Annotated in this window: 27 protein-coding genes; 10 read left to right on the top strand and 17 right to left on the bottom strand. The window is 74.2% G+C overall.

From position 1 onward, the window contains the following. Positions 1 to 22: 22 nt before the first annotated feature. On the bottom strand, positions 23 to 343 hold the full coding sequence (locus tag O7599_RS28835; protein WP_281618528.1) for an AzlD domain-containing protein: 321 nt from the start codon (positions 341 to 343) through the stop codon (positions 23 to 25). Further along, positions 340 to 1,164, bottom strand: coding sequence for an AzlC family ABC transporter permease (locus O7599_RS28830; protein ID WP_281618527.1), 825 nt, complete (start codon positions 1,162 to 1,164; stop codon positions 340 to 342). Before O7599_RS28830 ends, O7599_RS28835 begins: the two co-directional genes overlap by 4 nt. Positions 1,165 to 1,301: 137 nt before the next feature. Here O7599_RS28830 and O7599_RS28825 point away from each other — a divergent pair, with 137 nt between their 5' ends. Continuing rightward, on the top strand, positions 1,302 to 1,862 hold the full coding sequence (locus tag O7599_RS28825) for an XRE family transcriptional regulator (RefSeq protein WP_281618526.1): 561 nt from the start codon (positions 1,302 to 1,304) through the stop codon (positions 1,860 to 1,862). 25 nt (positions 1,863 to 1,887) lie between these two features. On the opposite strand, the gene O7599_RS28820 is transcribed toward O7599_RS28825, so the two are convergent. Together O7599_RS28820 and O7599_RS28815 are read right to left on the bottom strand one after the other, a co-directional pair. Beyond that, the gene (locus O7599_RS28820; RefSeq protein ID WP_281618525.1) at positions 1,888 to 2,667 is read right to left on the bottom strand and encodes a TNT domain-containing protein; all 780 of its coding nucleotides are present in this window, start codon (positions 2,665 to 2,667) and stop codon (positions 1,888 to 1,890) included. Positions 2,668 to 2,902: 235 nt separating this feature from the next. After that, on the bottom strand, positions 2,903 to 3,565 hold the full coding sequence (locus O7599_RS28815) for an arsenate reductase ArsC (protein ID WP_281618524.1): 663 nt from the start codon (positions 3,563 to 3,565) through the stop codon (positions 2,903 to 2,905). A 166-nt stretch (positions 3,566 to 3,731) separates the two neighbouring features. On the opposite strand from O7599_RS28815, the gene O7599_RS28810 reads away from it, so the two are divergent. Then, complete coding sequence (locus O7599_RS28810; protein WP_281618523.1) at positions 3,732 to 4,163, top strand: SseB family protein; 432 nt, start codon at positions 3,732 to 3,734, stop codon at positions 4,161 to 4,163. A gap of 19 nt (positions 4,164 to 4,182) precedes the next feature. Here O7599_RS28810 and O7599_RS28805 read toward each other — a convergent pair whose 3' ends face one another. The 5 genes from O7599_RS28805 to O7599_RS28785 form a co-directional block, all read right to left on the bottom strand. Beyond that, complete coding sequence (locus O7599_RS28805) at positions 4,183 to 4,632, bottom strand: hypothetical protein (protein ID WP_281618522.1); 450 nt, start codon at positions 4,630 to 4,632, stop codon at positions 4,183 to 4,185. A gap of 120 nt (positions 4,633 to 4,752) precedes the next feature. After that, complete coding sequence (locus O7599_RS28800) at positions 4,753 to 5,292, bottom strand: potassium channel family protein (protein WP_281623555.1); 540 nt, start codon at positions 5,290 to 5,292, stop codon at positions 4,753 to 4,755. 95 nt (positions 5,293 to 5,387) lie between these two features. Continuing rightward, the gene (locus O7599_RS28795; protein WP_281618521.1) at positions 5,388 to 6,185 is read right to left on the bottom strand and encodes a family 1 encapsulin nanocompartment shell protein; all 798 of its coding nucleotides are present in this window, start codon (positions 6,183 to 6,185) and stop codon (positions 5,388 to 5,390) included. Then, complete coding sequence (locus O7599_RS28790; protein WP_281618520.1) at positions 6,182 to 7,243, bottom strand: Dyp-type peroxidase; 1,062 nt, start codon at positions 7,241 to 7,243, stop codon at positions 6,182 to 6,184. The genes O7599_RS28795 and O7599_RS28790 overlap by 4 nt, the downstream gene beginning before the upstream one ends. Before the next feature lie 240 nt (positions 7,244 to 7,483). Beyond that, positions 7,484 to 7,858, bottom strand: a complete 375-nt coding sequence (locus O7599_RS28785) for a DUF6401 family natural product biosynthesis protein (protein ID WP_281618519.1) — start codon at positions 7,856 to 7,858, stop codon at positions 7,484 to 7,486. Positions 7,859 to 8,057: 199 nt separating this feature from the next. On the opposite strand from O7599_RS28785, the gene O7599_RS28780 reads away from it, so the two are divergent. Then, positions 8,058 to 9,038, top strand: a complete 981-nt coding sequence (locus O7599_RS28780; RefSeq protein ID WP_281618518.1) for a glycoside hydrolase family 6 protein — start codon at positions 8,058 to 8,060, stop codon at positions 9,036 to 9,038. 82 nt (positions 9,039 to 9,120) lie between these two features. Here the strand turns inward: O7599_RS28780 and O7599_RS28775 are convergent, their stop codons facing one another. Then, positions 9,121 to 10,884, bottom strand: coding sequence for a hypothetical protein (locus O7599_RS28775; RefSeq protein WP_281618517.1), 1,764 nt, complete (start codon positions 10,882 to 10,884; stop codon positions 9,121 to 9,123). A gap of 414 nt (positions 10,885 to 11,298) precedes the next feature. Continuing rightward, positions 11,299 to 11,991 (bottom strand): haloacid dehalogenase type II, encoded by a 693-nt coding sequence (locus tag O7599_RS28770; protein ID WP_281618516.1) that lies wholly within the window; start codon positions 11,989 to 11,991, stop codon positions 11,299 to 11,301. A gap of 291 nt (positions 11,992 to 12,282) precedes the next feature. On the opposite strand from O7599_RS28770, the gene O7599_RS28765 reads away from it, so the two are divergent. Further along, the gene (locus tag O7599_RS28765) at positions 12,283 to 13,299 is read left to right on the top strand and encodes a lytic polysaccharide monooxygenase (protein ID WP_281618515.1); all 1,017 of its coding nucleotides are present in this window, start codon (positions 12,283 to 12,285) and stop codon (positions 13,297 to 13,299) included. A 263-nt stretch (positions 13,300 to 13,562) separates the two neighbouring features. Here O7599_RS28765 and O7599_RS28760 read toward each other — a convergent pair whose 3' ends face one another. Beyond that, the gene (locus O7599_RS28760; protein WP_281618514.1) at positions 13,563 to 14,186 is read right to left on the bottom strand and encodes a TetR/AcrR family transcriptional regulator; all 624 of its coding nucleotides are present in this window, start codon (positions 14,184 to 14,186) and stop codon (positions 13,563 to 13,565) included. A gap of 117 nt (positions 14,187 to 14,303) precedes the next feature. Between O7599_RS28760 and O7599_RS28755 the strand changes: the two genes are divergently transcribed. Continuing rightward, entirely contained in the window at positions 14,304 to 14,753 is a 450-nt protein-coding gene (locus tag O7599_RS28755; RefSeq protein WP_281618513.1) for a nuclear transport factor 2 family protein, read from the top strand. Further along, positions 14,750 to 14,989, top strand: coding sequence for a heavy-metal-associated domain-containing protein (locus O7599_RS28750; RefSeq protein ID WP_281618512.1), 240 nt, complete (start codon positions 14,750 to 14,752; stop codon positions 14,987 to 14,989). Before O7599_RS28755 ends, O7599_RS28750 begins: the two co-directional genes overlap by 4 nt. A gap of 139 nt (positions 14,990 to 15,128) precedes the next feature. Here the strand turns inward: O7599_RS28750 and O7599_RS28745 are convergent, their stop codons facing one another. Both O7599_RS28745 and O7599_RS28740 read right to left on the bottom strand, forming a co-directional pair. Then, a complete protein-coding gene (locus O7599_RS28745) occupies positions 15,129 to 16,742 on the bottom strand; it encodes a carbohydrate binding domain-containing protein (protein ID WP_281618511.1) in 1,614 nt (537 codons plus the stop codon). A gap of 259 nt (positions 16,743 to 17,001) precedes the next feature. Further along, on the bottom strand, positions 17,002 to 17,481 hold the full coding sequence (locus O7599_RS28740; RefSeq protein WP_281618510.1) for a MarR family transcriptional regulator: 480 nt from the start codon (positions 17,479 to 17,481) through the stop codon (positions 17,002 to 17,004). 95 nt (positions 17,482 to 17,576) lie between these two features. Between O7599_RS28740 and O7599_RS28735 the strand changes: the two genes are divergently transcribed. The 3 genes from O7599_RS28735 (at position 17,577) to O7599_RS28725 (ending at position 20,381) form a co-directional block, all read left to right on the top strand. Beyond that, a complete protein-coding gene (locus O7599_RS28735; RefSeq protein ID WP_281618509.1) occupies positions 17,577 to 19,013 on the top strand; it encodes an MFS transporter in 1,437 nt (478 codons plus the stop codon). Positions 19,014 to 19,095: 82 nt separating this feature from the next. After that, entirely contained in the window at positions 19,096 to 19,893 is a 798-nt protein-coding gene (locus O7599_RS28730; protein ID WP_281618508.1) for a thymidylate synthase, read from the top strand. Continuing rightward, complete coding sequence (locus O7599_RS28725; protein ID WP_281618507.1) at positions 19,890 to 20,381, top strand: dihydrofolate reductase; 492 nt, start codon at positions 19,890 to 19,892, stop codon at positions 20,379 to 20,381. The genes O7599_RS28730 and O7599_RS28725 overlap by 4 nt, the downstream gene beginning before the upstream one ends. 211 nt (positions 20,382 to 20,592) lie before the next feature. Here the strand turns inward: O7599_RS28725 and O7599_RS28720 are convergent, their stop codons facing one another. From O7599_RS28720 to O7599_RS28710, 3 genes are all read right to left on the bottom strand, one after another. Next, positions 20,593 to 21,366, bottom strand: a complete 774-nt coding sequence (locus tag O7599_RS28720) for a DUF4232 domain-containing protein (protein ID WP_281623554.1) — start codon at positions 21,364 to 21,366, stop codon at positions 20,593 to 20,595. Between the two features lie 290 nt (positions 21,367 to 21,656). Further along, complete coding sequence (locus O7599_RS28715) at positions 21,657 to 22,640, bottom strand: hypothetical protein (RefSeq protein WP_281618506.1); 984 nt, start codon at positions 22,638 to 22,640, stop codon at positions 21,657 to 21,659. 147 nt (positions 22,641 to 22,787) lie between these two features. Next, positions 22,788 to 23,396: a class I SAM-dependent methyltransferase gene (locus O7599_RS28710; protein ID WP_281618505.1), complete on the bottom strand. Its 609-nt coding sequence runs from the start codon at positions 23,394 to 23,396 to the stop codon at positions 22,788 to 22,790. A gap of 282 nt (positions 23,397 to 23,678) precedes the next feature. Between O7599_RS28710 and O7599_RS28705 the strand changes: the two genes are divergently transcribed. Further along, positions 23,679 to 24,776, top strand: a complete 1,098-nt coding sequence (locus O7599_RS28705) for a DUF1996 domain-containing protein (RefSeq protein ID WP_281618504.1) — start codon at positions 23,679 to 23,681, stop codon at positions 24,774 to 24,776. Positions 24,777 to 24,797: the final 21 nt, after the last annotated feature.

The following is a 24,797-nucleotide window of genomic DNA, read 5'->3' as shown; positions in this document are numbered from 1 at the left end:
CACGGCGACCGCCCCCGCCCCGTCAGTCCACGCCGCACAGCCGCAGCAGCGCCGCCGTGGCCGCCGCGGCGACCACCACCACCACGAACGGCGCCCGGCGCCACGCCAGGACACCGCCGACCGCGACACCCGCCGGCCGCGCGACCCCCGCGAAGCCGCCGTCGTCCAGCAGCGCCTGCGTGCCGACCAGGGCGGTGAGCAGCACGACGGCGGCGACCGTCATCAGCCGCTCCGCGCGCGGCTCCAGCCGTACGCGGGAGCGCAGCGCGGGGCCCGCGAAGCGGAAGGCGAACGTGCCGGCGCCGAGCACCAGAACGGCGGGCACCAGGGTCGTCGCGGTCACGGCACACGCTCCTCGTCGTACGCACCGGCCCCTGGCTCGTCGTCACCGGCGCCGGACTCGCGGGGCCCGGCGGGCCCGCCGACCGCCGGCCCGCCGTCCCCCGGTCCGCCCTCCGCCACCGCCGCGCCGTCCCCCGGCTCCGGCGCCCGCTCCCGCCCGCCGGTGCCCGCCGCAGCCAGCCCCGCCAGCGCCAGCAGCACCGGCACGCCGGCCGGCAGGAACGGCGCCGCCGCCAGCGCGACGCCCAGCCCCACCAGCGCCGCCCGCCGCGTCCCCGCCTCCCGCAGCGACGGCAGCACCAGCGCCAGCAGGACGGCCGGGAACGCCGCGTCCAGCCCGAAGGCGTCCGTGTCGCTCACCGCCGTACCGCCCAGGGCGCCGAGCACCACCCCCGCGTTCCAGCAGACGAACAACCCGACGCCGCACGCCCAGTACGCCGCGCGCCGCCGCTCCGGGTCGCGCTGGGCCAGCGCGAACGCGACGGTCTCGTCGATCATCAGATGGCTGCCGGCGAGCCGCCGCAGCCTGCCGCCGCCCAGCGCGTCGCCGACCGTGAAGCCGAACGGCACATGCCGCGCGTTCACCAGCAGCCCCGCCGCCACGGCCGCGAGCGCGGTGCCGCCGGAGGCGACGATGCCGACGAACATGAACTGCGCCGCGCCCGCGAAGACCACCACCGACAGCAGCACCGGCAGCCACAGCGGCAGCCCCTCGCCGACCGCGATGGCCCCGAAGGAGACGCCGACCAGGGTGTCGGCGGCGCAGACGAGCGCGATGTCGCGGGCGAGGCCGCCGCGCAGGGTTCGCCATATCGAACGCATGACTGCCATGCTGAACATCCGCTAGTCTGTTCGTCAAGCCGAATAAACGATCGGCAGAGCGAACACCGGCGGAACGCACACCGACAGACCGACACGCCGACTTGCCGGCACACCCGCAGAAGCGAACGGAGCGCGTCATGGTCCCGAGCGGTGGAGCCCCCCTCGACGCCATCGCCGCGTCGCTCCAGCGCGAGCGCCGCCGTACGGGGCTGACGCTCACGGAGCTGGCCCGCCGCGCGGGCATCGCCAAGTCGACGCTCTCCCAACTGGAGTCCGGCACCGGCAACCCGAGCGTGGAGACCCTCTGGGCGCTCAGCGTCGCGCTCGCCGTGCCCTTCTCCCAGCTCGTCGAGCCGCCCCGCCCCCGCGTGCAGGTCATCCGCCGCGGCGAGGGCCCGTCCGTGCCCTCCGAGCACGCCGACTACGCCGCGACGCTGCTCGCCTCCTCCCCAGCCCACGCGCGCCGCGACATCTACCTCATCACCGTCCAGCCCGGCACCCCGCGCCGCTCGGACCCGCACTCCCGCGGCGTCATCGAGCACGTGATCCTCAGCAGCGGGCGCGCCCGCGTGGGCGTGATGGAGGAGCCGGTCGACCTCGAACCGGGCGACTACGCCTCGTACCCCGCCGACGTCCCGCACGTCTTCGAGGCGCTCGCGCCGGACACGGTCGCCGTTCTCGTCTCCGAGCACGACTGACGGGCCCGCGGGCCCGCGGCGGGCCTTACGCGGCAGCCAGGTAGCCGTGCTCCAGCAGCCAGGTGACGTTCAGCCGCCGCCCCTCGCCCGGGTCGAGGAACACAGGGTCGAGCTTGATCTGCTCGCCCCCGCCGGGCTGCTCGAACCACGGCGCCACCGCGCCCTGCCAGACCCAGAAGGGCTTGGTGACCTGGTAGACGCGGTAGTCGCAGGGAGCGTCGGGGTCGCGGGTGTGGAGGTTCTGCGGCGGCAGCGCGCGCTCGGCGTAGCGGTCGCCCGCGGGGGCGAGGTAGCCGCCGTACTCGGAGCCGAAGCGGTCGAGCAACTGCCCGGCCTCCAGCCGCGTCGCCTCGCGGTCCACGGTGCCGTTGACCTCGGCGAAGCCGTCGTTCGGCGGGTACTTCCAGGTGCCGCCCTCGGCCGGGCCCGTCCAGTACTTCTCCAGGAACGCGGCGGGCGTGAGCGAACCGGTGGGCCGCCACCCCTGCAGCAGCGGGCCGACCCGCGGCTCCCACCGGCCCGGCAGGTGCTCGGGACCCAGCCGCGCGTCGCCGAGCCGCTCGCCCGTGCAGTCGGGCTCGCCCCGCCGGGCGGTGCCCACGGCGGTGCCCGGCGCGGTGCCCGCGGGGCCCGCCGCGGCGGCGGTCCCGGCCGGGGGAGACGCGGCGGGGACATGCCGGACGGCCGTCGGGTGGGTCGCCCGGTCGGGGGGACCGGCGGAGGCCGCCGCGGCGGGGACGCCGCCGGCCAGTCCGGCGGCGGCGAGGACGGCAAGTGCCATGCGTACGGTGCGGGTTCGCGTCACGGTGGGGGCCCTTCACGCTCGGCGGTCGGCGGCCCCACCATGATCGGCAGCGCGGGCGGCGGCCCCGCAGACCAACACGCGCGCCACCGCCCGCCCTTCGGGTGAAGCGGAGGGCGGCCGCGGGGGCGCCGCCGGGGCGCACCACCGGGGCGCGGCGGGCGGACGAACCCGGAGCGCGCGCTGCGCTCCTCCCGGACGTCCCGCCCCGCCGCGACAGGGGGTCACCCCGCCGTCGTCAGCCGCGCGCCGGGATCCCCAGGTCCGCCAGCAGTTTGCGCACCCGCTGCTCGATCTCGTCCCGTAACGGCCGCACCTCGGCCACCGCCCACCCGCGCGGGTCGGGCAGCGGCCAGTCCACGTAGCGCTTGCCGGGGTACACGGGGCAGGCGTCCCCGCAGCCCATCGTGACGATCACGTCCGCCGCGCGGACCACCTCGTCCGTCCAGGCCATGGGGAACTCCTCCGAGATGTCGATCCCCCGCTCCCCCATCGCCGCCACCGCCGCCGCGTCGCCACCGCGGCCCGGCATGGAGCCCGCCGACCAGGCCACGGCGCGGTTCTCCGCCAGCCGGGCCAGGAGGCCCATCGCCATCAGGCTGCGCGCCGCGTTGTGCACGCACAGGAAGAGCACGACGGGCCGGCGGTCGCCGCTCACCCCCTCCGCGCGTGCCAGCGCGTGCAGCCGGCGGCGCACGTAGTGCTCGGTGAGCCGCGGTAAGTCGTCCGGCGCGCCGCCGCGTACCGCGATGTCGCCGTACGCGCCGCACAGGTACCGCTCGATCGTCTCCTCGCCGAACACGCCCTGGAACTCCGCCCGTAACCTCTGGGCCGCGGCGCGCAGCGCGAGCCGGTGACCGGCTCTGGAATATGTGTGTGACTCGCCCCCTGGGTCGCTCATCGCCCGGATTATGGTCCTTTCCGGCCGCGCGCACACCCGGAACGGCTCCGTCACTTCGTCCCGGGAGTGACAGCGGGGGCACGTTCGACGCTGTACGGGGTAGGCAAGGCCGCGGGCGGGCCGGAAGGGACTGCGCGCCGCGGCACACCGGAGGAAGCGAAGGACCATGACCGAGGCACCGCAGGGGAACGACCCCTCGACCACTCAGCGGGCGCTGGAGGCTCTGGCGACCGACGCCAAGGACCCGGCGGCGCTGCACGCACTGGCCCACAGCGAGGTGCTCGTGCCCGTGCCGGACGAGAGACCGGACCTGCCCGAGGGGAGCGCGGAGGAGGAGCCGCCCGGCGCCGAGGAGAGCATGATGCTGCCGGTGATGGAGCAGCCGAACGGCGACCGGCTGGTGCCCGTCTTCACCTCCGAGTCGCGGATGGGGAACGCGCTGCCCTCCGTCGACAAGTACCGCAAGCTGCCGCTGGTGCTCCTGGCCAACGCGTGGCCGTCGGACGAGGTGTCGCTGACCATCGACACCGGCAGCCCGGGCGCGCTGACGCTGAGTGCCGCGGGGGTACGCACCCTCCTCGGCCGCTCCGGCGGCTGAGCCCGCGGGCCGCGAAGCCTCAGAGGAGCGCCCGGGAGCGGTCGGTGCACAGCGCCCAGATCACGAAGACGCCGATCGCGATGTTCACGATCGCCCACAACGGCTGGTACGGCAGCCACACGAAGTTGGCGACCACCGCCAGGCCGGCCAGGGCGACGCCCATGAGCCGGGCCCACTCGTTGCCCCGGAGTATGCCCAGGCCCGCCATCGCGACCACGACGCCGAGGATCAGGTGGATCCAGCCCCAGGTCGTCAGGTCGAACTTGTAGACGTAGTCGCCCTGCCGGGCGTACACGTCGTCGTGGGCGATGCCGGCGACGCCCTGGAGTACGGCGAGGACGCCGTACACGAGCATCAGCACCCCGGCGAACACCGTGCCGCCCGTCGCCCACGGGCTGCCGCCGCCGCTCGGCGGGCGGTGCGGGGAGGTCGGCGAGGTGCCGTGGGAGGAGGCGGTGGGCGTGGTCATCGGAACACACTCCTTACCGGGGGCCACCGGGGGCCGGGTGGTGGCCGGGGAATCCCAGCATCACGCCGGGGTCGCGGGGCGACGATCCGTGCGGGCCGTACGGGTGAACGCCCGGGGGCCTCAGCCCGGTCCCGCGCCGCTCCCCCGCCGCTCGCCGCGTCCTCTCCGCTCGCCGCCGCCCTGGCGCCCGCCGAGCGCGCGGCGCAGCCGGCCGCTCAGCGCGGTCGCGGCGGCGGTCAGGAAGACGAAGCTGTACGTGATCTGCCCCATCACCAGGATCCGGGCCGTCTGCCCGCGCGCGGTGATGTCCCCGTAGCCGACGGTCGCCACGGTCGCGACCGTGAAGTACAGCGCGTCGACCCGGGTCCGCAGCCCGTGGAACTCCCCCTGCTGCCGGGCGATCGCGCTGTACGCGGCGGCGAAGACGAGGATCGAGGCGATCATCAGCAGCGGGATGGTGACCCCGGGACGGGCGTGCGGCACGTCCAGCAGCACCGCCCGGATCTCGCGGAGCAGCAGCAGGGTGACCGCCCCGAGCGCCAGCACGAAGAGCGTCCAGCTCAGCTCGGGTCTCTCCGCGCCCAGCAGATGCAGGGGCAGCACGAAGTACGCGACGACCATGAGCGCCACGGGCGTGACCTCGCGCAGCCAGGGGAGCAGCGGGTCCCGGCGGTGCTCCGGGCCGTCGCCGTCCGCCGGCCGGTCACCGGGCGGCGGGCCGTCCCTGCCGCCGCGGCGCGTGCCCCGCACGCCCGTCACGCCCGCAGGACGACGATCGCCTCGTCCGTGTACGGCAGGAACGTCAACGTCTCGTGCAGGTAGAGCTGCACGGTCTTCGCGTCGTGCGCGGTGTACCCGACGGCCAGGTCCTCGCCGAGGCGCAGCTCGAAGTCGCCGCCGCGGGTGGACAGCGCGAGGCCGCCGGTCATCGCCGGCGCCCAGATCAGCTCGCCGTCCAGCAGCCGCGCGATGTGCTGGGCGACCGGATAGCCGTGGTCCGCTGTCTCGCTCACCGCCGTGTACGCGTCCGCCCCCAGGAGCAGCGAGTACGGGCCGTCCACACCGGCCAGCCGCAGCGCGGAGAGCGCCTGGCTGACGATGTCGGGGTAGTCGCGGACCTCGGCCGGCAGGCTCAGCTCGGGCAGCGAGCTGCGGGTCCGCAGGCCCTCGACGCCGGCGGCGGCGTACCCGTCGGCGATCATCCGGTCCTCGGCGAAGGCGGCGGTGCGGGCGGCGTCCTTGACCGGCTGCCAGTCGGAGTCCCGGGAGCCGCGCTCCACGTCGTCCACGGCCTCGCGGCTGACGGTGAACGGCACCCGCAGCTCGATCAGCCGCTGCGCCGCGCGCAGCCGCGCGGTCGCGCCGGGCGCGGGCGGGGCGATCTCCTCCAGGTGCCCGGTGCCGACGGCGGCCAGCTCCGGCCCTTCGGGCCCGGTGACGTCGACGACGCGGCGGCCGGCGACGTGGCGGCGGAAGGTGCGCCGGGCCTCTTCCTCGATCTCCGCCCAGGCCGCCTGGGTGACAGGAGCGAGTTCACGGTGCAGGTTGTTCATCGTGCGGGTGCTCCTTTGAGGCCGCCGATCCCCAGCGAGCCGTCACCGGCGGCCGCGGGTTCGGGTACGGGGTCCGGGACGGCGTCCGGGACGGCGTCCCGGACGGCGGTGGCCGCCGCGCCGAGGGCGGCGGGCCGGTCCGGCAGGTCGTCCAGGAAGCCCACGGCGGGGGCGAAGAACAGGCAGCCGGTCACGGCGGTGGAGAAGTCCAGGATCCGGTCGTACGTCCCGGGCGGCCGGCCGAGGAACATGTTCTCCAGCATCTCCTCCAGCACCTCGGGCGCACGGGCGTAGCCGATGAAGTACGTCCCGAACTCGCCGTCCCCGACGGAGCCGAAGGGCATGTTGTCCCGGACGACCTCGCGCTCCTCGCCGTCCGGTCCCGTGACGGTGTTGAGCGCGACGTGCGAGTCGTCGGGCTGCACCTCCTCCGGCAGTTCGGTGTTGCCCAGCTTGGTGCGCCCGATGACCCGCTCCTGCTCCTCCGTGCTCAGCGCCTCCCAGGCGTCGAGGTCGTGCACGTACTTCTGCACCATCACGTAGCTGCCGCCGGCGAACCGCGGGTCCTCGGCGCCGGTGAACACCGCGGCGGCGGCGGCCTGTCCGACCGGGTTCTCGGTGCCGTCGACGAAGCCGAGCAGGTCGCGCATGTCGTAGTACTTGAAGCCGTGCACCTCGTCGGCGACCGCGACGGCGTCGCCGAGCCGCCCGCGCAGCCGTCTCGCCAGCTCGAAGCAGAGGTCCATGCGCCGGGAGCGGATGTGGAAGAGCACGTCGCCGGGGGTGGCGACGGCGCGGTGGCGCTCTCCGGCCAGCTCGCGGAACGGGTGCAGCCCGGCCGGCCGCGGGCCCTGGAAGAGCCGGCCCCAGACGGCGGCGCCGACGCTCGCGACACAGGTCAGCAGGTCGTCGGGGGCGCCGAAGCCCACGGCGCGCTGGAGGGCGGGGACGTCTTCGAGCACGTCGCGGACGGTCTCCTCGCCGCCGGGCGCGACGGTGACGACGAGGAACACCGCCGCGGTCGCGGGCGGGGCCAGCACGGGCTGGGGTTCGGGCACGGTCCCTCCTCGTCGCGGGGGCATTCGTGACGATACGGGACGTACCAGACGGCGCAATCCGGCGGCGGCGCGCGTTCACCCGCCCGCGCCGCTGGGGTCTTCCGGCGCGTCACACGAGACGTCACCCGACCGGTGCCCGCCGTGCGGCGACGGCCGGGCGGAGCCGCGGGGCAGGAGTGCGGGGAACGACCGGCGCCCTCCCGCGCGTACGGGAACGGCCGGCGGACCGCCGCGCCGGGCTCAGCCCGCCAGCAGGTCGTACTCGCGGACCAGCCAGCAGACCGCCGTCAGCCGCAGCACCGCGAAGTCGTACCCGACGGGCTCGCGCCAGTCGCTCTCGGCGAGCACGTCGGTGAAGCCGACCACGTAGTCCGTCAGGTCCTCGCGCCGCATCCGCTGAGGCGCGCAGACCCGCTCGATCCGCTGGGGCAGGAGGTCGTGCCAGGGGCGGCGCTGCCGGGGCACCAACGCGTCGCGCACGGCGGCCGCGTGCTGGTCGACGGCCGCGACGAGCCCCGGCTCGAAAGCGAACTCCGACAGCCGGGGCAGGTACCTGGCGGCGACGGCGGTCAGCGGGCAGCCGACGGCCTCGTCCTCGGGTCCTCCCTCGCTCACCGGTCGACTCTAACCCGGATACGGCCGGCCTCCGGCCGTGACGTACGTCCCACGCATCCCCGCCCGGCGCGCGGGCGGTGTTCCCAACCGGGCGGTCCGCCACTATGCTCCGGCAACGCATGGGAGCGCTCCCACACCCCCCGCACGCCCCCACCCGGAGACCCCCGGTCCCCGGCAGACGCGACAAGGACGGACCACCATGCGCGCACACCTCCCGCGCCGAGCGCACCGCACGGCCCTGGCCGGCCTCCTCGGCGCCGCCCTCGCCTTCGCCGGGGCGGCCTCCGCGGCCCCGGCCGCGGCGCCCGGCTCCGGCGAACGGCAGGCCGCGGACCTCCAGGGCCCGCTGTACGTCGACCCCGACTCCCAGGTCCGGCGGTGGACGGCGGCCAACCCCGGCGACTCGCGGCAGCCCGTCATCGCCGACCGCATCGCCTCCCAGCCGCAGGCCCGCTGGCTCTCCCACTACGACCCCGGCACCGTGCAGCAGGAAGTCGCCGGCTACATGTCCGCCGCCGGTGACGCCCTGCCCGTGCTCTCGGTCTACGGCATCCCCGACCGCGACTGCGGCGGCGCCAGCTCCGGCGGCGCCCCCGACCTGCCCTCGTACCAGAACTGGATCCGGCTGATCGCCTCGGGCCTCGGCGACCACCCCGTGGTGATCATCCTGGAGACCGACGCGCTCGCCCTGGAGGACTGCCTCGACCAGGCCGGCCGCGACGCCCGGCACGCGGCGCTGCGGCAGGCCGTCACCACCCTGAAGTCCGCCGGCCCGCAGACCCACGTCTACCTCGACGGCGGCCACTCCGGATGGCACTCCCCCGCCGACCAGGCCGCGCGGCTGTCCGCCTCCGGGGTCGCGGAGGCCGACGGCGTGTTCACCAACGTCTCCAACTTCCACACCACGGCCGACGAGGTCGCGTACGGCAAGCAGATCCTCGCCGCCGTCGGCGACCCGGACCTGAACCTCGTCGTGGACACCAGCCGCAACGGCAACGGCTCCAACGGCGAGTGGTGCGACCCCTCCGGCCGCGCGCTGGGCGCGAACCCGACGCTCTCGACCGGGGACGACGCCGTCGACGCGCTGCTGTGGGTCAAGCCGCCCGGCGAGGCGGACGGCTGCGCGGCGGGCGCGGGGCAGTTCGTCCCCGACCTGGCGTACGCGCTGGCGACCAACTGAGTCCCCCGCCGGCTGTTCAGCCGGGCCGGTCCGGGTCGGCCGCCACCGACCCGGACCGGCCCCGGCTCTCAGGGGTGGTTCCTCACGGATAGATCAGCGACTCGTAGCCCGCGCGCACGTCGGACTCCGAGGACGTGACGTAGACCTCGGACGGCGGGCCGGCGTCGACGCCGTAGTACGTGTACTCCAGCACGGCCGGGCAACTGGAGCCGCCGATCTCCACGGTGGTCTTCTTCGCCAGCTTGCCGGTGCGCAGCTCGTAGACCCGGACCGGGATCTCGCGGTTCTTGAACGCCACGTTCTGGACCCCGCCGACGGCCAGGTCGGACTCGTACGGGCAGTTCGCCACCGTGGCGCCGTGCTTCGAGCCGCCCGCGCAGATGATCGCCACCGCGTCCTTCGGGTCCTTCGCCAGCCAGGAGGACGGCAGCTTCGCGCGGTGCTTGCTCTGGCCGATGAGCATCGCGCGGTGCGGGCCGTCGCCGCGGTAGGCCTTGGCGCCGCGGTACGGGGCCGGGTTGTCGCAGTAGCCGGGCTTCTCGCCGTACGGGCCCGGCTCCAGCAGTCCGCGTACCTTGTCGAGCTGGATGGCCAGATCCGCGCGCTCGACGCCGGCCTCGGCGGCGCCGGCCAGCTCGTGGTCGGGGTATTCGTCGAGGAGTTGCTCGTACTGGGTGCGGGCCTGCTTCCAGGTGTCGTCCGCCATCAGCTTGTCGCCGCAGTCGACCATGGCGGCGGGCGCGACCTCGGGGACGACGTCGGCGGCGCGCGCCAGCCCGTCGTCGCCGGCCTCGTATGCGCCGAGCCAGTCGGTGACCTCCTTGGTCTGGCAGGCGTCGTCGGTGGGCAGCGCGCCGAGGAACTCGTCGAGCCGGTCGTCCACGTCGCCGCCGCGGTCCTCACCGCCGCTGTCGTCGCCGCCGTCGAACTCGTCGAGGACCGTGGAGAGATGGCCGAAACCCGCGCTCAGCGCGTCGGTGTCACCGGTCAGTCCGGCCTCCAGCTCGTCCCGCGCCTCGGCGAGGAGGAGGTCGGCCCGCTGGTCGGCGGCGCCGTCCCAGAGCGCGCCGGGGTGTTCGGCGTACGCCTTGAGCGTACGGGCGCCGCGTACGCGGTCGCCGGCCGCCTGGCGCTCGGCCTTCAGCAGCAGCTCGCACGCCTCGGTGCTCTCCTCGGCACGGGCCGTCAGCGGGGCGTCGGCGAGGCGGTGGCCGAACCAGAGGCCGTCGAGGTCGGAGACGGCCTCGGCGCACTTGTCGGCGCGGTGGGCGTCGGCGGCGTTGCCCTCGATCCGGGAGGCGTCGAGGCGCAGGGCGGTGCAGGCGAGGATGACGGGGGCGGCGACGAGGAGGGCGACCAGGCGGTCGCGGCGTGCGTTGACGGGGAGGGCAGGGGGCGCGGGAGGTGCGGGGGGCGGTGGCGGCCCGGGGGGCGCGTCGGCCGGTACGGGCTCCGCGGCGTGCGCCGCCGCGACGGTGTGCGACGGCTCCGGGGTCTGGGACGCCTCCGTGGCCTGCGACGGCTCCACGGCCTGCGACGACTGGGGCGCGGCGGTGGCGCGGCGGGGCAGGCGGCCGCCGGCGAGGTACCAGCCGTGCACCGTGACGGCGATCCACCACGCCAGCACGACGGCCTGGAACCACACGTTCCGTCCGGCCGTCGCCAGCAGGATGACGAGCACGACCGACACGCCCGCGGCGCCGACGGCCAGGCGCGGCCGGCGGAGCATCCCGTAACCGATGCCCAGCAGCGAGGCGTTGGCGAGCCCGACGGCGTACGGGTCACGGGGGCGTACGGGCACGGGCGCGAACTCGAACACCGGGCGGGCGGGCTCGTACACCAGCATCTCGGGCTCGGTAGGCGTCTGCCCGGAGTCGGACGGCTGCCCGGGGCCGGACGGCCGCTCGGCTCCGGAAGGCCGTCCCGGTTCGGAGGGCTGCCCGGATCCGGAGGGCGGCTCGCTGGGCATCGGAGGAAACGCTTCCATCGTGATCCCTTTCTCGGGCGAGCCACCGGCGGCCGTCTCCCATCCTTGGGCACCGGAGCCGGGAGGGGTCCCGGAACACCCGCCCCCCGGCGGGCACTTCGGCCGCCGGGAAGATCGTGGCCCATCGCGGCCCCGCCGAACAGGCGGAAGCCGGCCTAGCCGTACGCGCCCGGGAGCACGGCGCGCGCCGCGCGCCCCTCGTTGGGGAGGGTGTGCCGGGTGGGGCGGATGGGGCGGCTGTGACCGTCCGGAGAGCCGGCCGCGCCGTACTCCCTACTGCGCCGTCAGGGCCTCCACGAGACCGTCGAGACCGTCGAAGTGCCAGTCGAACGCGTCGGTCTCCGCCGGCGGATCGCCGACCGGCCGCGGGACGTACGCCGTCCGCAGGCCGTTCTCCCGCGCCGCCCGCAGGTCCCAGGCGTGCGCGGCGACCATCAGCACCCGCTCGGGCGGGCAGTCGGCGGCCTCGGCGGCGAGCCGGTAGACCTCCGGCGCCGGCTTGTAGGCCCGTACCGCCGCGCCCGACAGGGCCTGGTGCCAGCGCAGCCCGCCGTGCGCGGCGAGCCGGAGCAGCGCGGGTCCCGCGGCGTTGGAGAGCCCGGCCACCGGGAAGTGCCGGGCGACGCGGTCGAGTCCGGCGGCGGAGTCGGGCCACGGGGGGAGCCGGCGGGTGGCGGTGGCCAGCCGGGCGACGGCCGCGGGGTCGGTGACGCCGGCGCGTTCGGCGACGAGTTCGGCTGCTTCGCGGTCGACGGTCTCGCTGTCGGCGTACGGGCGCTGCCCCCGGGCCATCCGCGCCTGCTCGGCCTCGACGTGCCCCTGCCACAGCGCGAGGAGGTCGTCGGCCGCCGCGTCGTCGGCCGCGGGCGCTGCGGCGCGGATCTCCGCGCGCAGCCCGCCGGGTTCGTCGACGAGCGTGCCGAGGACGTCGAAGACGACGATCTCGGCGTCGCGGATCTCGGGCATGTCTGTCTCCTGTTCACGGCGGGCCTGTCGAGATCGACAACAACGGGCCCCGCCCGGCCCATGCCCGGAGGAGAGAAGAGAAGTCGCCGGACCGGTGTGCGTTCCGTTTACAGCCGTGAAATACCGCGCTACCGTCATTGGGAGCGCTCCCATTGACCTGTTCACGACGACCGTGAGACCCCCTGCCAGGTCGGTCGCCGGCCACCCGGGCCCCGGGACGGCCCGGCGGCCCGTCACGCGCACCGAGGTCGCGGGCTCTCGCGTCAGCGCTCAGGGAACCCGAAGGAGACCATGACCATGGCTGTCCAACGACTCGTCCGCGCCGGAAGATCACTCCGCCTCCGGCGCACGCTCGCACTCGCCGGGGTCGCGGGCGTCGCGACCGCCGCGCTGGCGGTGCCGACGCCCGCGTCGGCCCACGGCGTCGCGATGGTGCCCGGCTCGCGTACGTTCCTGTGCTACAAGGACCTGCTCGCGAACAGCTCCACGCAGATGCCGCAGAACCCGGCGTGCAAGGCGGCGGTGCAGTCCGCCGGCACGACGCCGCTGTACAACTGGTTCGCCGTGCTGGACTCCAACGCCGGCGGGCGCGGCCAGGGCTACGTGGCGGACGGCAAGCTCTGCAGCGCCGGCGACCGCAGCCCGTACAACTTCTCGCCGTACAACGCGGCCCGCACCGACTGGCCGGTCACCCACCTCACCTCCGGCTCGAACATCAAGCTCGAGTACAGCAACTGGGCGCACCACCCCGGCCGGTTCGAGGTGTACATCACCAACAACGGCTGGAGCCCGTCCGGGGCGCTGTCCTGGGGCGACCTGACGCACCTGCAGACGGTCACCAACCCGCCGCAGGCGGGGGGCGCGGGCTCGGACGGCGGGCACTACTACTGGGACCTGCAACTCCCGCAGCGCAGTGGGCAGCACATGCTGTTCGTCCAGTGGATCCGCTCGGACAGCCAGGAGAACTTCTTCTCCTGCTCCGACGTCGTCTTCGACGGCGGCAACGGCCAGGTCACCGGCCTGACGCCGGGCGCGCTGTCGGCGGACGAGGTCCAGGCGCTGGGCGCGGACCAGGAGAACACCAAGGCCGACCCGGTCAAGGGCGCGCACGGCGACCACGGCACGCACAGCGGGCAGACGCAGGCCGTGGAGACGCTGGACGCGGGTGACTCGAACCTGGCCGCCGCGTCCGACGACTCGTCGCCGGTGCTGCCCGCGGCGCTGGCGGGTGTGGGCGCGGTGATCTTCGCCGGCGGGGCGCTGGTGTACAACCAGCGGCGGAACGGTCCGGCGAGGCAGCAGGGCTGACCGCGGTCCCGCGGGGGGCGGGGCCGGGCGCCCCTCGGCGGTGCTGCGGCAGCGCACCGCCGAGGGCGTCGCGCGGGGCCGGGCCGGAATGAGGGGACCCGGCCCCGCGGCCGGGCCCGGTCGGCGTGGGGTTCGGCCGGGCCCGGGCCGGGGCGCCAGAGCCCCGCCCGGGCCTACGCCCGTGACTCCGCCTCGGCCTCGGCGTCTTTCTCTGTCTCTGCCTCTGTCTCTGCCCGGGCCTCCGCCTCGGCCACAGCCCCGGTCTACGCCTCGGCCCCGTACAGCCGCAGCACCCCCTTGCGCAGCTCTTTCGCCGCGGCGGCCGGGGTCATCCGGCCGGCGGCGACCTCCGCCCCCGCCGCGTGGCCGAGGGCGACGGTGGCGGCGGCGAGCCAGCGGGGGTCGGCGTCGCGGTCGAACTCCCCCGACTCCTGGCCGCGGCGGGCGATCCGCTCCAGCCGGTCGGTGATCGGCCGGTGCTGTTCCGCCTCCTGCCGGCGGTCGGCGGGGGGCGGCTCGGTGTGCCGGAGGCCGGGGTAGCGGTCGGCGATCTCCCAGCTCACGTCGAGCAGCCGCAGCAGGCCGGTGGCGGCGGGGAGTTCGTCGAGGCGCGCGGCGTCGAGCGCGGCGCCGGTCTCCGCGGTGAGGCGGTCGAAGACGGCGGTGAGCACCTCGTTGCGCGACGGGTAGTGGGCGTAGACGGTCTGGCGGGTGACGCCCGCGGCGGCGGCGATGGCCTCGACGCTGGCCTCCGGCCGCTCGCCGAGCAGCCGGACCGCGGCGTCGACGATGGCGGAGCGGCTGCGCTCGGCATCGGCGCGGCGGCGGCGCGGGGCCGGGCGGTCTCCCGCGGACTCCGTGGGTTCCCTGGATCCCTTGGACGGCAAAGTCATACACCTTGTCAAAGTTAGTTCGGCGCTATATCTTACGGAGTGTAAGAGATAGCGCCCGCGGGTGCTACTTCGCAGTGGTGCGCGGGCTCGTCCCGCGACGGGGGGAGCGACATGACGGCCCGTGAGACGACCGACGCCCGCCGCTTCGTGGCCGAGTTCTTCACCTCCTTCACGCGGGAGGTCACGGCGGACGACGGTGACCCCGGCCCGGTGGTCGACCGCTACTACACACCGGACATCGTGCAGACGGCCGACGGGATCCGCATCGACCGGGCGCGGCTGGTGGCGCACATCCGCCCGGTCCGCAAGAACCTCTCGGACTTCGCCTTCGAGGTGCACGAGGCGCTGCGGGACGGCGATCGGATAGCCGCCCGCTTCACGATTCACGCCACGGACCGCAGGGGCCGGTGCACCGGCACGGAGGTCCATCTCTTCGGCGAGCTGGCCCCGGACGGCCGGATACGCCGGACCCACCAGCTCAGCAGGACCGTCAGGACCCCGGGGACGGACGGGGACGGCACGCCCGCGGAAGAAGCGGGCGAGGAGGGGGACGGCTCGTGATCGAGTCGCGTCACACCGTGCTGGGCATGGTGTGCGGTCACTGCGCGGCAATCGTCGGCGAGGAGATCGGCCGCGTCCCGGGCGTCACGGACGTGCGCGTGGACATAGCGGCCGAGACCGTCGTCGTACGGGCGGACCGTCCGGTGCCGGAGGCGGACATCCACGCCGCCGTCGAGGAAGCCGGCTACACGCCGGGCCCGCCCCCGGCCGAACGACCCACGACACCACGGAGTTAGCACGTGCCCCTCCGCATCCTCACCGCCGCCGCCCGGCCGACGCCGCCGACACCGCGGTCGCCTCGGACGCCTCGGACGCCGGGACACCCCCGGAGCGGGCCCCGGGGGTGCCGGCGCACTCGTAGCGGCGCGCGGGTGGTCAGCCGGTGAAGCCGGCGGTGATGCGGGTGAACTCCCAGTTCGGACGGTCGCGGTTGACCGACCAGAAGGCCAGCCGGCCGATGTCGTGGGAGTTGGCCCAGTCGCGGATCTGGGTCCAGATCTGCGGCGTGGTGACCTCGCCCACGTCACTGTTGTTGTTCATGCCCGAAATGCCGATGTGGGCGTACGCCTCCGCATCGGTCCAGCCGAAGACGGAGGTGAGCTTGGCCTTCAGCCCCTCGGTGGCGCGGACGGTGTTGCCGTACATGTCCGCGTGACCGCCGAAGTTGAACGGCATGATGGTGAAGTTGTCGATGTCCGCCTGGAGGGCGTGGGCCCGCTCGATCAGACGGTTGCCCCAGGAGTTGGGGCCGGTGTTGAGCGTGGGGAAGGTGAGGATGGTCCGCAGCCCGGGGTTGTTCTGCTTGACGATCTTGAGCGCGTTCAGGATGCGGTCCTGCACCGTCGGGTTCTCGAACTCGTCGGTGTTCTCGATGTCGACGTCGATCGCGTTCAGGTCGTAGGCGTCGATCACCTTCTGGTAGGCGCCGGCCAGCGCCTCGGCCGTGCCGCAGTTGGGGCCGAGCTTGTTGCCGCTCCAGCCGCCGATGGAGGGGACGACGTCGCCGCCGGCCGCGCGGATGGCGTTGATGGCGGCCTGGTCCTGGCCGCCGGTGAGCGGACGCTGGCTGTCCCACGCCGGGTTGCAGCCGTTCTGGGCCAGGATGAACGCCATCGTGTACCACTTGATGCCGGTCGCGCTCATCACCTCGGTCGGGCTCGGCGGGTCGCCCCAGCCCAGGTAGAGGTACGGGGCCGCCTGGACGAAGGCGTTGCCGCCGCCGTCCTCGTCGGTCGTGGCCCGCACCGCGGCGGTGAGCGGCGAGGCGTTGCCGGCCCGGTCCTTGGCACGGACGGTGAAGGCGTACTCGGTGCTCGGGGTGAGCCCGGTGACGGTGGCGGTGGTGCCGGTCACCGTGGTGGCCAGGGTGCCGTCGCGGTAGACGTCGTAGCCCGTGACGCCGACGTTGTCGGTGGCGGCGTCCCAGGCGAGCGAGACGGAGGTGGCGCCGGTGCCGGTGACGCGGGGGGTGCCCGGTGCGCCGGGCGCCTCGGTGTCGGGCTGGCCGCCGGGGCCGTCGAGGGTGATGTCGTCGGCGTAGTAGGTGCCCTGGCCGTACCAGCCGTGGACGTAGACCTCGGCGGTGGTCTGGTTGGCGCCGGTGGTGAACGACGTCGTCAGCTCGGTGTAGTTGGTGGCCGACGCCGTCCAGGTGGCGTTGCCGCCGGTCACGCCGAGATAGACGTAGCTGCCGCGCACCCAGCCGGACAGGGTGTACGTGGTGCCGGGTTGCACGGCGACGGTCTGGGCACAGCGGGCGTTGCTGCTCGCGGTCGCGGCGCCGGAGAGCGCCCTGGTGCCGCTGCGGACGGGGCTGCTCACGACGGAGCCGGCCCCGTCGGCGCAGTTCCAGTCGGCCAGGCTGCCGGATTCGAAGCCCGGGTCGTCGAGCAGGTTGGCGGCCTGCGCCGTGGTGGGCAGGGCCACCGCGCCGGCGCCGGCGAGCAGCGCGGCGCTCAGGTAGGCGATTAAGCGGTTTCGGATACGCACGGGTCCTCCCAGTGCGGTGGGGTGGGTGCCCGGGTCACACGAGGGCGGCGCCGACACGGGCGATGTCGCGTGCATGACAGCTACAGACAGCTACAGACAGCCGGGGATCGAGCCGTCTCGACGGGAGGGAGCGTGAGCTATTGGTCTGGACCTATTAACGGATTGAAGCCGAGGCCCCCGACGCCGTCAAGCCCTCTCCCCCGACGGGCCCGTCCTCGCCGGACCCCTCCGCCCCGGCGCACCGCCCCACCGCGGCCGGCTACTCGTCGATGTGCGCGACGAAGTCGTCGACCATCCGGTGGAAGAGCTCCGCGAGCCGGCGCAGATCCTCCGGCGACCACTCCGCCAGCGCCCCCTGCATTCCCCGGCACGCCACCTCCCGGATGCGCCCGATCGCCTCGCGCCCGGCCTCGGTGAGCTGGATGCGCTGCGCCCGGCGGTCGTCCGGATCCGGGACGCGGGAGACGTAGGCCGCCTTCTGCAACTGCTGCACCTGCCGCGTCACATGCGACGCCTCGACCCCCAGCCGGTCCGCCAGCTCGCCGAGGCGCAGCGGCTCGGAGTCCTCGATCTGCCGCAGCAGCGCCACCGCCGCCCGGTCCAGCGGCACCCCCGCGAGCGCCATCAGCCGCTCGTGCTGCCGGGCCCGGCCGCTCAGGTACGCGATGCGGCTGAGGGCGCGCTCGATCTCGGCCACGTCGGGGGAAACGTGGGTGGCTACTGGTGGCCGGAATGACATAGGCATCACTTTAACAATCATTTGCTTGACTCAACTAAGGACCACATGCTTGCGTAAGTCAAGTAATCCACCTCCCGCCGCAGGAGTCCACCCCGATGACAGACACCGCCACCACGGTGGCCGAGGACGGCCGCGCCGACCGGGTCGGCCCGTCCTCCGGACCCGGCCCGACGCTGCTCGCGCTGGCCACCGCCGGGCTCGTCGTATCGCTGCAGCAGACGCTGGTGCTGCCCCTGCTCCCCCAGCTCATGCAGACGTTCGACATCTCCGTCGCCGCCGTCTCGTGGGTCTTCACCGCGACGCTGCTCGCCGGGGCGGTCGCCACGCCGCTGCTGTCCCGCTTCGGCGACATGTACGGCAAGAAGAAGATGATCTCGGTGACGATGGGGCTGCTCGTCGCCGGCTCCGTCGTCTGCGCGATATCCGACTCCCTCGCCGTCCTCATCGTCGGCCGCGCCCTCCAGGGCGCCTCCTCGGCCGTCATCCCGCTGGCCATCGGGATGATCCGCGACTCCTACCCGCGCGAGAAGGTCACCACCGCCATCGGCGTCGTCAGCGCCACCCTCGGCGTCGGCGGTGCCGTCGGCATGCTCGTCGCCGGCCTCATCGCCGACAACACCGACTCGCACCACCCGGTCTTCTGGATAGCCGCCGCCATGGCCGCCGTCGGGCTGCTGTTCGTCCTCTTCTGCACCCGCGACTCCGGCCGCCGCGCCGGCGGCCGCCCCGACCTCGTCGGCGCCGCCCTGCTCGCGGGCTGGCTCGTCAGCCTGCTGATCGGCATCAGCCAGGGCAACTCGTGGGGCTGGACCGACGCCCGCATCCTCGGCCTGTTCGCGGCGGCGGTCGTGCTGTGCGCGGTGTGGGTGGCCGTCGAACTGAGGATCCGCGAGCCGCTGGTACGGCTGCAGATCCTGGTCGGCCCCCAGTCCCTGTCGGCCAACCTGGCCTCGCTGCTCCTGGGCTTCTCGATGTTCGCGGCCTTCACCCTGATCTCGAACTTCATCCAGACCCCCGAGAGCGAGGTGGGCTACGGACTCAGCGGCTCGGTGCTGGACGTCGGCCTGTACCTCCTGCCCAGCACCTTCACCATGCTGATCTTCTCCGCGCTCTCCGGCCGCATCGAGGCCCGGGTCGGCGCCGCCTGGACCCTGTCCCTCGGCTCGGTCGTCGCGGGCGTCGCGTACGTCTGGCTGGCGCTCATGCACGACTCCGCCCTGGACATCATGATCTTCAGCGGCATCCAGGGCCTCGGCATCGGCATCGCCTACGCGGCCCTCGGCACGCTCGCCGTCCAGCACGTGCCGATGGACCAGAGCGGCATCGCCAGCGGCATCAACTCCCTCGTCCGTACCGCCGGCGGCAGCATCGCCAGCGCCGCGACCGCGGCGGTGCTGGCGGCACAGGTCATCGACGGCACCGAGGTGCCGACCGTGGACGCGTACGTCCTGTGCTTCGTCGTCGCCGGCATCGCGGCGGGCGCGGCGGCGGCCATCGCGGCCGTGCACGGGCTGCGGCACGGCCGCAAGTAGGCGCGTACGCCACCGACCGCCCGGGGGAGGAGGAGGTTCCGTTTCGCGCTCTGCCTGGTGGGCGGCAGTACACTCGACCGCTGTGGCGGACACCCAGTACGAAGACCTGTTGCGAACCGTGCTCACCTCCGGGACGGCCAAGGCCGACCGGACGGGCACCGGCACCCGGAGTGTCTTCGGACACCAACTGCGCTACGACCTCGCGCAGGGCTTCCCGCTGATCACCACCAAGAAGGTGCATCTGAAGTCCATCGTGTACGAGCTGCTGTGGTTCCTGCGCGGCGACTCCAACGTCGGCTGGCTCCAGGAGCACGGCGTCACCATCTGGGACGAGTGGGCCGACGCCGAGGGCGAGCTGGGCCCCGTCTACGGCGTGCAGTGGCGCTCCTGGCCCACGCCGGACGGCAGGCATATCGACCAGATCAGCGACGTGCTCGACACGCTGCGCCGCAACCCCGACTCCCGCCGGATGATCGTCTCCGCCTGGAACGTCGCCGAACTGGAGGGCATGGCGCTGCCGCCGTGCCACGCCTTCTTCCAGTTCTACGTCGCCGAGGGCAGGCTCTCCTGCCAGCTCTACCAGCGCAGCGCCGACCTCTTCCTCGGCGTCCCGTTCAACATCGCCGGCTACGCCCTGCTCACGCACATGGTGGCGCAGCAGACCGGCCTCGAACCGGGTGACTTCATCTGGACCGGCGGCGACTGCCACATCTACGACAACCACGTCGACCAGGTGACGGAGCAGCTTGCGCGCGCCCCGTACGAGTTCCCGAAGCTGCGGCTGCGCCAGGCCGACTCGCTCTTCGACTACGCCTACGCGGACGTCGAGGTGGTCGGCTACCGGCACCACCCGGCCATCAAGGCCCCGGTCGCGGTGTGAACGTAGGGCTGATCTGGGCGCAGGCGCGCGGCGGCGTGATCGGCGCGGACAACGCCGTTCCGTGGCGCCTGCCCGAGGACATGGCGCACTTCAGGGCGGCCACCCTCGGCCACCCGGTGGTGATGGGGCGCAGGACGTGGGATTCGCTGCCGTCGCGGTTCCGGCCGCTGCCCGGCAGGCGCAACGTCGTGGTGACGCGCGACCCGCGGTGGGCGGCGGACGGCGCCGTGCGCGCCGGGTCCGTCGACCGGGCGCTGGAGTCGGCCGCGGGCGGGCCCGGCGCCACGGTGTGGGTGATCGGCGGCGGGGAGGTCTACCGGGCCGCGCTGCCGCACGCCACGACGCTCTCGGTCACGGAGGTCGACACGGCGGTGGCCGGCGACACGTACGCGCCGGCGCCCGGACCGGAGTGGCGGCTCGCCGAGGACGGCGGCTGGCAGCTCAGCCGCACCGGCCTGCGCTACCGCATCCGCACCTTCACCAGGTGAACCCCACACGCCCGCCCAAGGGTAGGCGCCTCCTCTGACACCGAGCCCCGCCCACGGCCTTCCGGGAGCGGATGACCGTCCGGCAGCGGCGCTCCAGGAGGGCGTTCGACGGGCCGGAGTTCGGGGCGCACGGGTCGAGACGGCGGCGCTGCCCTCGGGGCGATGTCACAGGGCGCGGCTACCCTTGGGCGGGAGTGCGGGGATGGGGTGGTTACGTCTTCTGCCAGGCGCCGACGCCGAGTTCGCCCGTCGTGCCGAGGTCGAGTTCCGGGGTCACCGTCACCGGTGCCGCGCCGGGCTTCGCCCGCACCCGTACGTACGGGACGTTGACCGGATCGCCCGCCTCCACGGTGTTGCGCCACACCAGCAGGGTCATCGCCCGCTCTCCCGGCTTCAGTTCCAGCGGCCGGGGCGGGTTGTCCGCGCCCGTGCCGGCGGCGATGGCGGCGCCACCGCGGTGGATGCGTACGCCGCCGATCTCCCGGTGGTCCTCGTCCAGGAGTTGCAGGCGCGGGTACCCCTCCAGCCGGTGGACCCCGGTGCCGCAGTTCTCCAGGTGCAGCCCGACCACGCGCAGCCCCATCGCGGCGTCGCCCCTGTCTGCGTACAGCCGCACCCCCGCCGGCGGGCACGGCCCGCCCTCCGAGGGTGCCTCGTCCGCCGGGACGCTGCGCACCTCGCCGATCTGCACCTGCGCGCCGCCGCCGCGCGCCCGCGGCTCCGAGACCTCGACCTGCCCCGGCACCGTACGGCCCGCCGGCACCGCCTGCACGATCTGCGTCGGGTACGACAGCGCCTCACCGGAGGCGGCGCGTACCTCGAAGGTGACGGTGTACGTCATCGCCTCCGCCCCGCGGTTCGTGATCTCGAACTCCACCCGCACCGGCGCCGCGGTGGCCGCCTCCGTGTGGACGCGGGTGACGGTCACGCCGTCGACCTCCACCGGCGTCGGGTTGCCGGGCGCGGTCGGCGCCCCGGCGTCCACGGCGCCGCCGGCGGACTCCGTACCGCAGGCGGCGAGCAGCAGTACGGCGGCGAGGGCGAGGGTGGCGCGAGGGCGGGCGTGACGTACGCGGGACCGGCGCGTGGCGGGATGCATCCGCCCAGTCGACCAGGGCGGATGCGGCTCGGCTGTGACGGCGGTCACTCCGCCGGCCACAGCACGGTCACAGTTCCGCGCCGCAGCGGACCACCGCGCCACCGCGCCACCGCCGCACCACGGCACCGCGGCACCGGGGCACCGCGGCACCGCCGCACCACGGCCCGGCCGCCCGCTCAGCCCACGGGCACGCGCGCCAACCGCAGTTCGTGCGCCCCGTCGGCGCGGGCGGCCTCGAAGTAGATGTGCCACGTGCCCTCAGCTACGACCGCGTCGACGTAGCGCACCGAACCCGTGCCGTACGGGACGGTCGCCCACGGCCCCTCGGTGCTGATCCGGTGCCAGGTGCGCAGGTCGTACGAGAGCGCGAGGCCGCACTGCTCCTCGTAGTTCTGCTCGTGGGAGGCGATGCCGTCGTAGAAGCCGAGCCAGCCGGCGCCCGGGCCGAGCGGGACCGCGGAGTTGAGCCGGGTCTGGTAGGAGTCCCAGCCGCTGCCGGTGGGGAAGGTCTCGCCCTGCCAGGCGAAGGTCGCGCCGCCGTCGAGGGAGACGGCGAGGCCCGTGGGGTGGGTGGTGACACCGGTGTTGTAGATGTCGGCGGTGGCGTGCGCGCGCTCGGCGTCGGCTGCGGCGAGCCCGGCGCGCGCGTAGCTCGCGAAGAGGTAGGTCAGCGGCCCGTGCCGCAGCGTGTACGGGTCCTTGACCCCCTCGGTGCCGGTGCCGGCGGCGGTCAGCGCGGGGCGCGCCCCGGCGAGGTCGAACGCGTCGGGTGCGGCGGCGTCGACGACGTCGATGCGCCAGCGGGAGTCGGCGGGGTCGACGTAGCTGAGATAGAGCTGGTAGCCGCCGGGGGTGGGCAGCAGGCTGAAGCGCTCCATCGAGTCCGTCCCCAACTGCTTGCTCTCCACCGCCCACACGTCGGAGAAGTCCACCCCGTCCTCGCTCACGGCGACCGCGCAGCGCCAGCCGCGCTCGCCCCCGGGGTGGCCGCGGGGCCGCCGGCGGCGGTACGTCATCAGCCACCGCCCCCGCTCGGGCTCGTACAACACCCCGGGGCAGCCGGTCCAGTACCCGGATTCGGGGGCCTCGGGGAGCATGACGACCTCCGCCTCGGCGGGGTCGAAGGAGGGCAGGGGCGCGCTGATGCGGTGGGTCGGCATGCTGATCAGCCTAGGAGCCCGGCGGCCGGGGGCGTAGACCGCGAAACGTGACGAGGAGGTGAACTCGCACGCGGGCGGGGTGAGTCAGACGGCACCCCAGGTGAGTCGCGAGGCGCGCCGGGTGAGCCGGGGGCCGCGCCGGGTGAGTCAGGGGGCGCGCCAGGTGAGACTGTAGCGGCGCAGCACGTGGCGGCGGTAGTCCACGCCCGGGAGCAGACGGCGGGCCTCCGCGCGGACCGCGCCGTAGCTCATCCGCGGGTCGGCGCAGGGCATGGCGGCCGGACCGGAGGCGCGACGCAGCACCTTCGCCGTCCGTACGACGGGCGCCGCGGCGACCGTGACGGCCCAGTCCCCGACGCTCGCCTCGCGGGCGAGGCCGACGACCACGAGGACGCCGCCGGGACGCAGCAGGTCACGCATCCGGGCGAGGGCGGCGGTGAAGTCCATGTGGTGCACGGCCGAGACAGAGCAGACGAAGTCGTAGCCGGCGGCGGGCAGGTCGGCGGTGAGGAAGTCGCCCGCGACGAAGCCGACCCCGGGGCGGCCGGCGGCCTGCTCGCGCGCGCTGGCGATCATCTCCGGGGAGCTGTCGACGCCGGTGACGCGCTCCGCCCGCGCGGCGAGCTTGCGCACGAGGAGGCCGTCGCCGCAGCCGACGTCGAGCGCGTCGCGGCACCCCTCGGGGACGGCGCGCAGGATGCCCGGGTGGCGCGCGACGTTGGTGTTCCAGTACGGCGTCAGGTCGGAGTCCGGCATCGGTGCATGGTACGAACCGGAGGGCGTACGGGCGCGAGGCAGGCGATCTCCGGGGTACGGGCACGCGCGGGGCGTACGGACCGTATCGACGGCCACCCCGCGGCCCGCTCCGCGCCCGCCCGTCAACTGCCGTAATCGGCCGGACATTTGACGCGTTCCCGCATATCGAGCCACGGGTCCGTGCCCGCTCTCTTGACGGCCGTTCTCCGGAGCGTAACCATCCAGCCCAACGGGAGAGCGCTCTCCCGCTCTCTCTCCCTCCCCCACCCCCAGGAGGCTCCGATGAGGAGATCGCGCCTCTACGCCGTACTCCTGCCGGCCCTGGCCCTGGCCCTGTGCGTCACCGCACTCGGTGCCATCGCCGTCACCGGCGAGACGGCCAGCGCCCGCACCACGGCGGCAGCCGCCGACGACGCGGACCAACCCGCACACGCCGGCCACGCCCAGCCCCGCCCCGCCGTCTCCGGCGACGACCCCGACGGCGACGGCTACATCCCCGCGGAACCGCCCGTCACCGGCGTCGTACCGTCCGACAAGGAGCCGCCCCACCGCTACTTCCACGAGTTCCAGGCCAACTGCTCCGTCACCCACACCAAGCCCGACGACCCCATCGTCTACCCCGGCCAGCCCGGCAAGTCCCACGACCACACCTTCATGGGCAACGACACCACCGACGCGCACAGCACCACCGCCTCCCTCGACGCCGGCGGCACCGCGTGCAAGGCGCCCGGCGACAAGTCCGGCTACTGGATGCCCACCGTCCTCAACGGCGGCCGGCCCGTGCTGCCCGTGGGCGAGCAGGTCATCTACTACAAGGCCGGCGTCACCGACTACACCAGCGTCCGCCCGTTCCCCAAGGGGCTGCGCTTCGTCGTCGGCAACCCGCTGCAGAGCGCCGAGGAGTTCCGCAACCACCCGGGCTTCGTCGAGGGCTGGGAGTGCGGCGAGAGCTACTTCAACGTCGACATCCCCGCCACCTGCCCCGGCTCCCAGGACACCCAGCTCAACATCCGGATGCAGGCCCCCAGTTGCTGGGACGGCCGCTACCTGGACACCCCGGACCACAAGAGCCACATGGCGTACCCCGTGGTCAAGGCCGGTACGAACAACGACGTCTGCCCGCAGAGCCACCCGGTGGCGCTGCCGATGATCGAGTTCAAGATGGCGTTCCCCGTGAACGGCGACATGTCGCGGGTCGCGCTCTCCAGCGGTCGCGGCTACTCCTTCCACTACGACTTCATCAACGTCTGGGACGACGCGACGCTCAAGGCGCTCGTCGACCACTGCGTCGTCGGCGCGCTCCAGTGCAACGCGCGCGGCTACGACGAGACCCACCCCGAAGCCGGCGCGGCCCTCAACGAGGACTACGAGCTTCCCTGACCCACCCCCCACCGCTGGAGG

It is taken from the genome of Streptomyces sp. WMMC500 (genome assembly GCF_027497195.1).
Lineage (GTDB): Bacteria > Actinomycetota > Actinomycetes > Streptomycetales > Streptomycetaceae > Streptomyces.
Note: the sequence above shows the minus strand (reverse complement) of the source record. Positions and strands in the feature narration are given on the sequence as shown.

Bases quoted from the DNA above. Each gene is read 5' to 3' on its own strand.
- O7599_RS28830 (WP_281618527.1), bottom strand. From the start codon at position 1,164: ATGCGTTCGATATGGCGAACCCTGCGCGGCGGCCTCGCCCGCGACATC.
- O7599_RS28825 (WP_281618526.1), top strand. From the start codon at position 1,302: ATGGTCCCGAGCGGTGGAGCCCCCCTCGACGCCATCGCCGCGTCGCTC.
- O7599_RS28815 (WP_281618524.1), bottom strand. From the start codon at position 3,565: ATGAGCGACCCAGGGGGCGAGTCACACACATATTCCAGAGCCGGTCAC.
- O7599_RS28810 (WP_281618523.1), top strand. From the start codon at position 3,732: ATGACCGAGGCACCGCAGGGGAACGACCCCTCGACCACTCAGCGGGCG.
- O7599_RS28805 (WP_281618522.1), bottom strand. From the start codon at position 4,632: ATGACCACGCCCACCGCCTCCTCCCACGGCACCTCGCCGACCTCCCCG.
- O7599_RS28795 (WP_281618521.1), bottom strand. From the start codon at position 6,185: ATGAACAACCTGCACCGTGAACTCGCTCCTGTCACCCAGGCGGCCTGG.
- O7599_RS28780 (WP_281618518.1), top strand. From the start codon at position 8,058: ATGCGCGCACACCTCCCGCGCCGAGCGCACCGCACGGCCCTGGCCGGC.
- O7599_RS28775 (WP_281618517.1), bottom strand. From the start codon at position 10,884: ATGCTGGTGTACGAGCCCGCCCGCCCGGTGTTCGAGTTCGCGCCCGTG.
- O7599_RS28770 (WP_281618516.1), bottom strand. From the start codon at position 11,991: ATGCCCGAGATCCGCGACGCCGAGATCGTCGTCTTCGACGTCCTCGGC.
- O7599_RS28765 (WP_281618515.1), top strand. From the start codon at position 12,283: ATGACCATGGCTGTCCAACGACTCGTCCGCGCCGGAAGATCACTCCGC.
- O7599_RS28755 (WP_281618513.1), top strand. From the start codon at position 14,304: ATGACGGCCCGTGAGACGACCGACGCCCGCCGCTTCGTGGCCGAGTTC.
- O7599_RS28740 (WP_281618510.1), bottom strand. From the start codon at position 17,481: ATGTCATTCCGGCCACCAGTAGCCACCCACGTTTCCCCCGACGTGGCC.
- O7599_RS28735 (WP_281618509.1), top strand. From the start codon at position 17,577: ATGACAGACACCGCCACCACGGTGGCCGAGGACGGCCGCGCCGACCGG.
- O7599_RS28715 (WP_281618506.1), bottom strand. From the start codon at position 22,640: ATGCCGACCCACCGCATCAGCGCGCCCCTGCCCTCCTTCGACCCCGCC.
- O7599_RS28710 (WP_281618505.1), bottom strand. From the start codon at position 23,396: ATGCCGGACTCCGACCTGACGCCGTACTGGAACACCAACGTCGCGCGC.
- O7599_RS28705 (WP_281618504.1), top strand. From the start codon at position 23,679: ATGAGGAGATCGCGCCTCTACGCCGTACTCCTGCCGGCCCTGGCCCTG.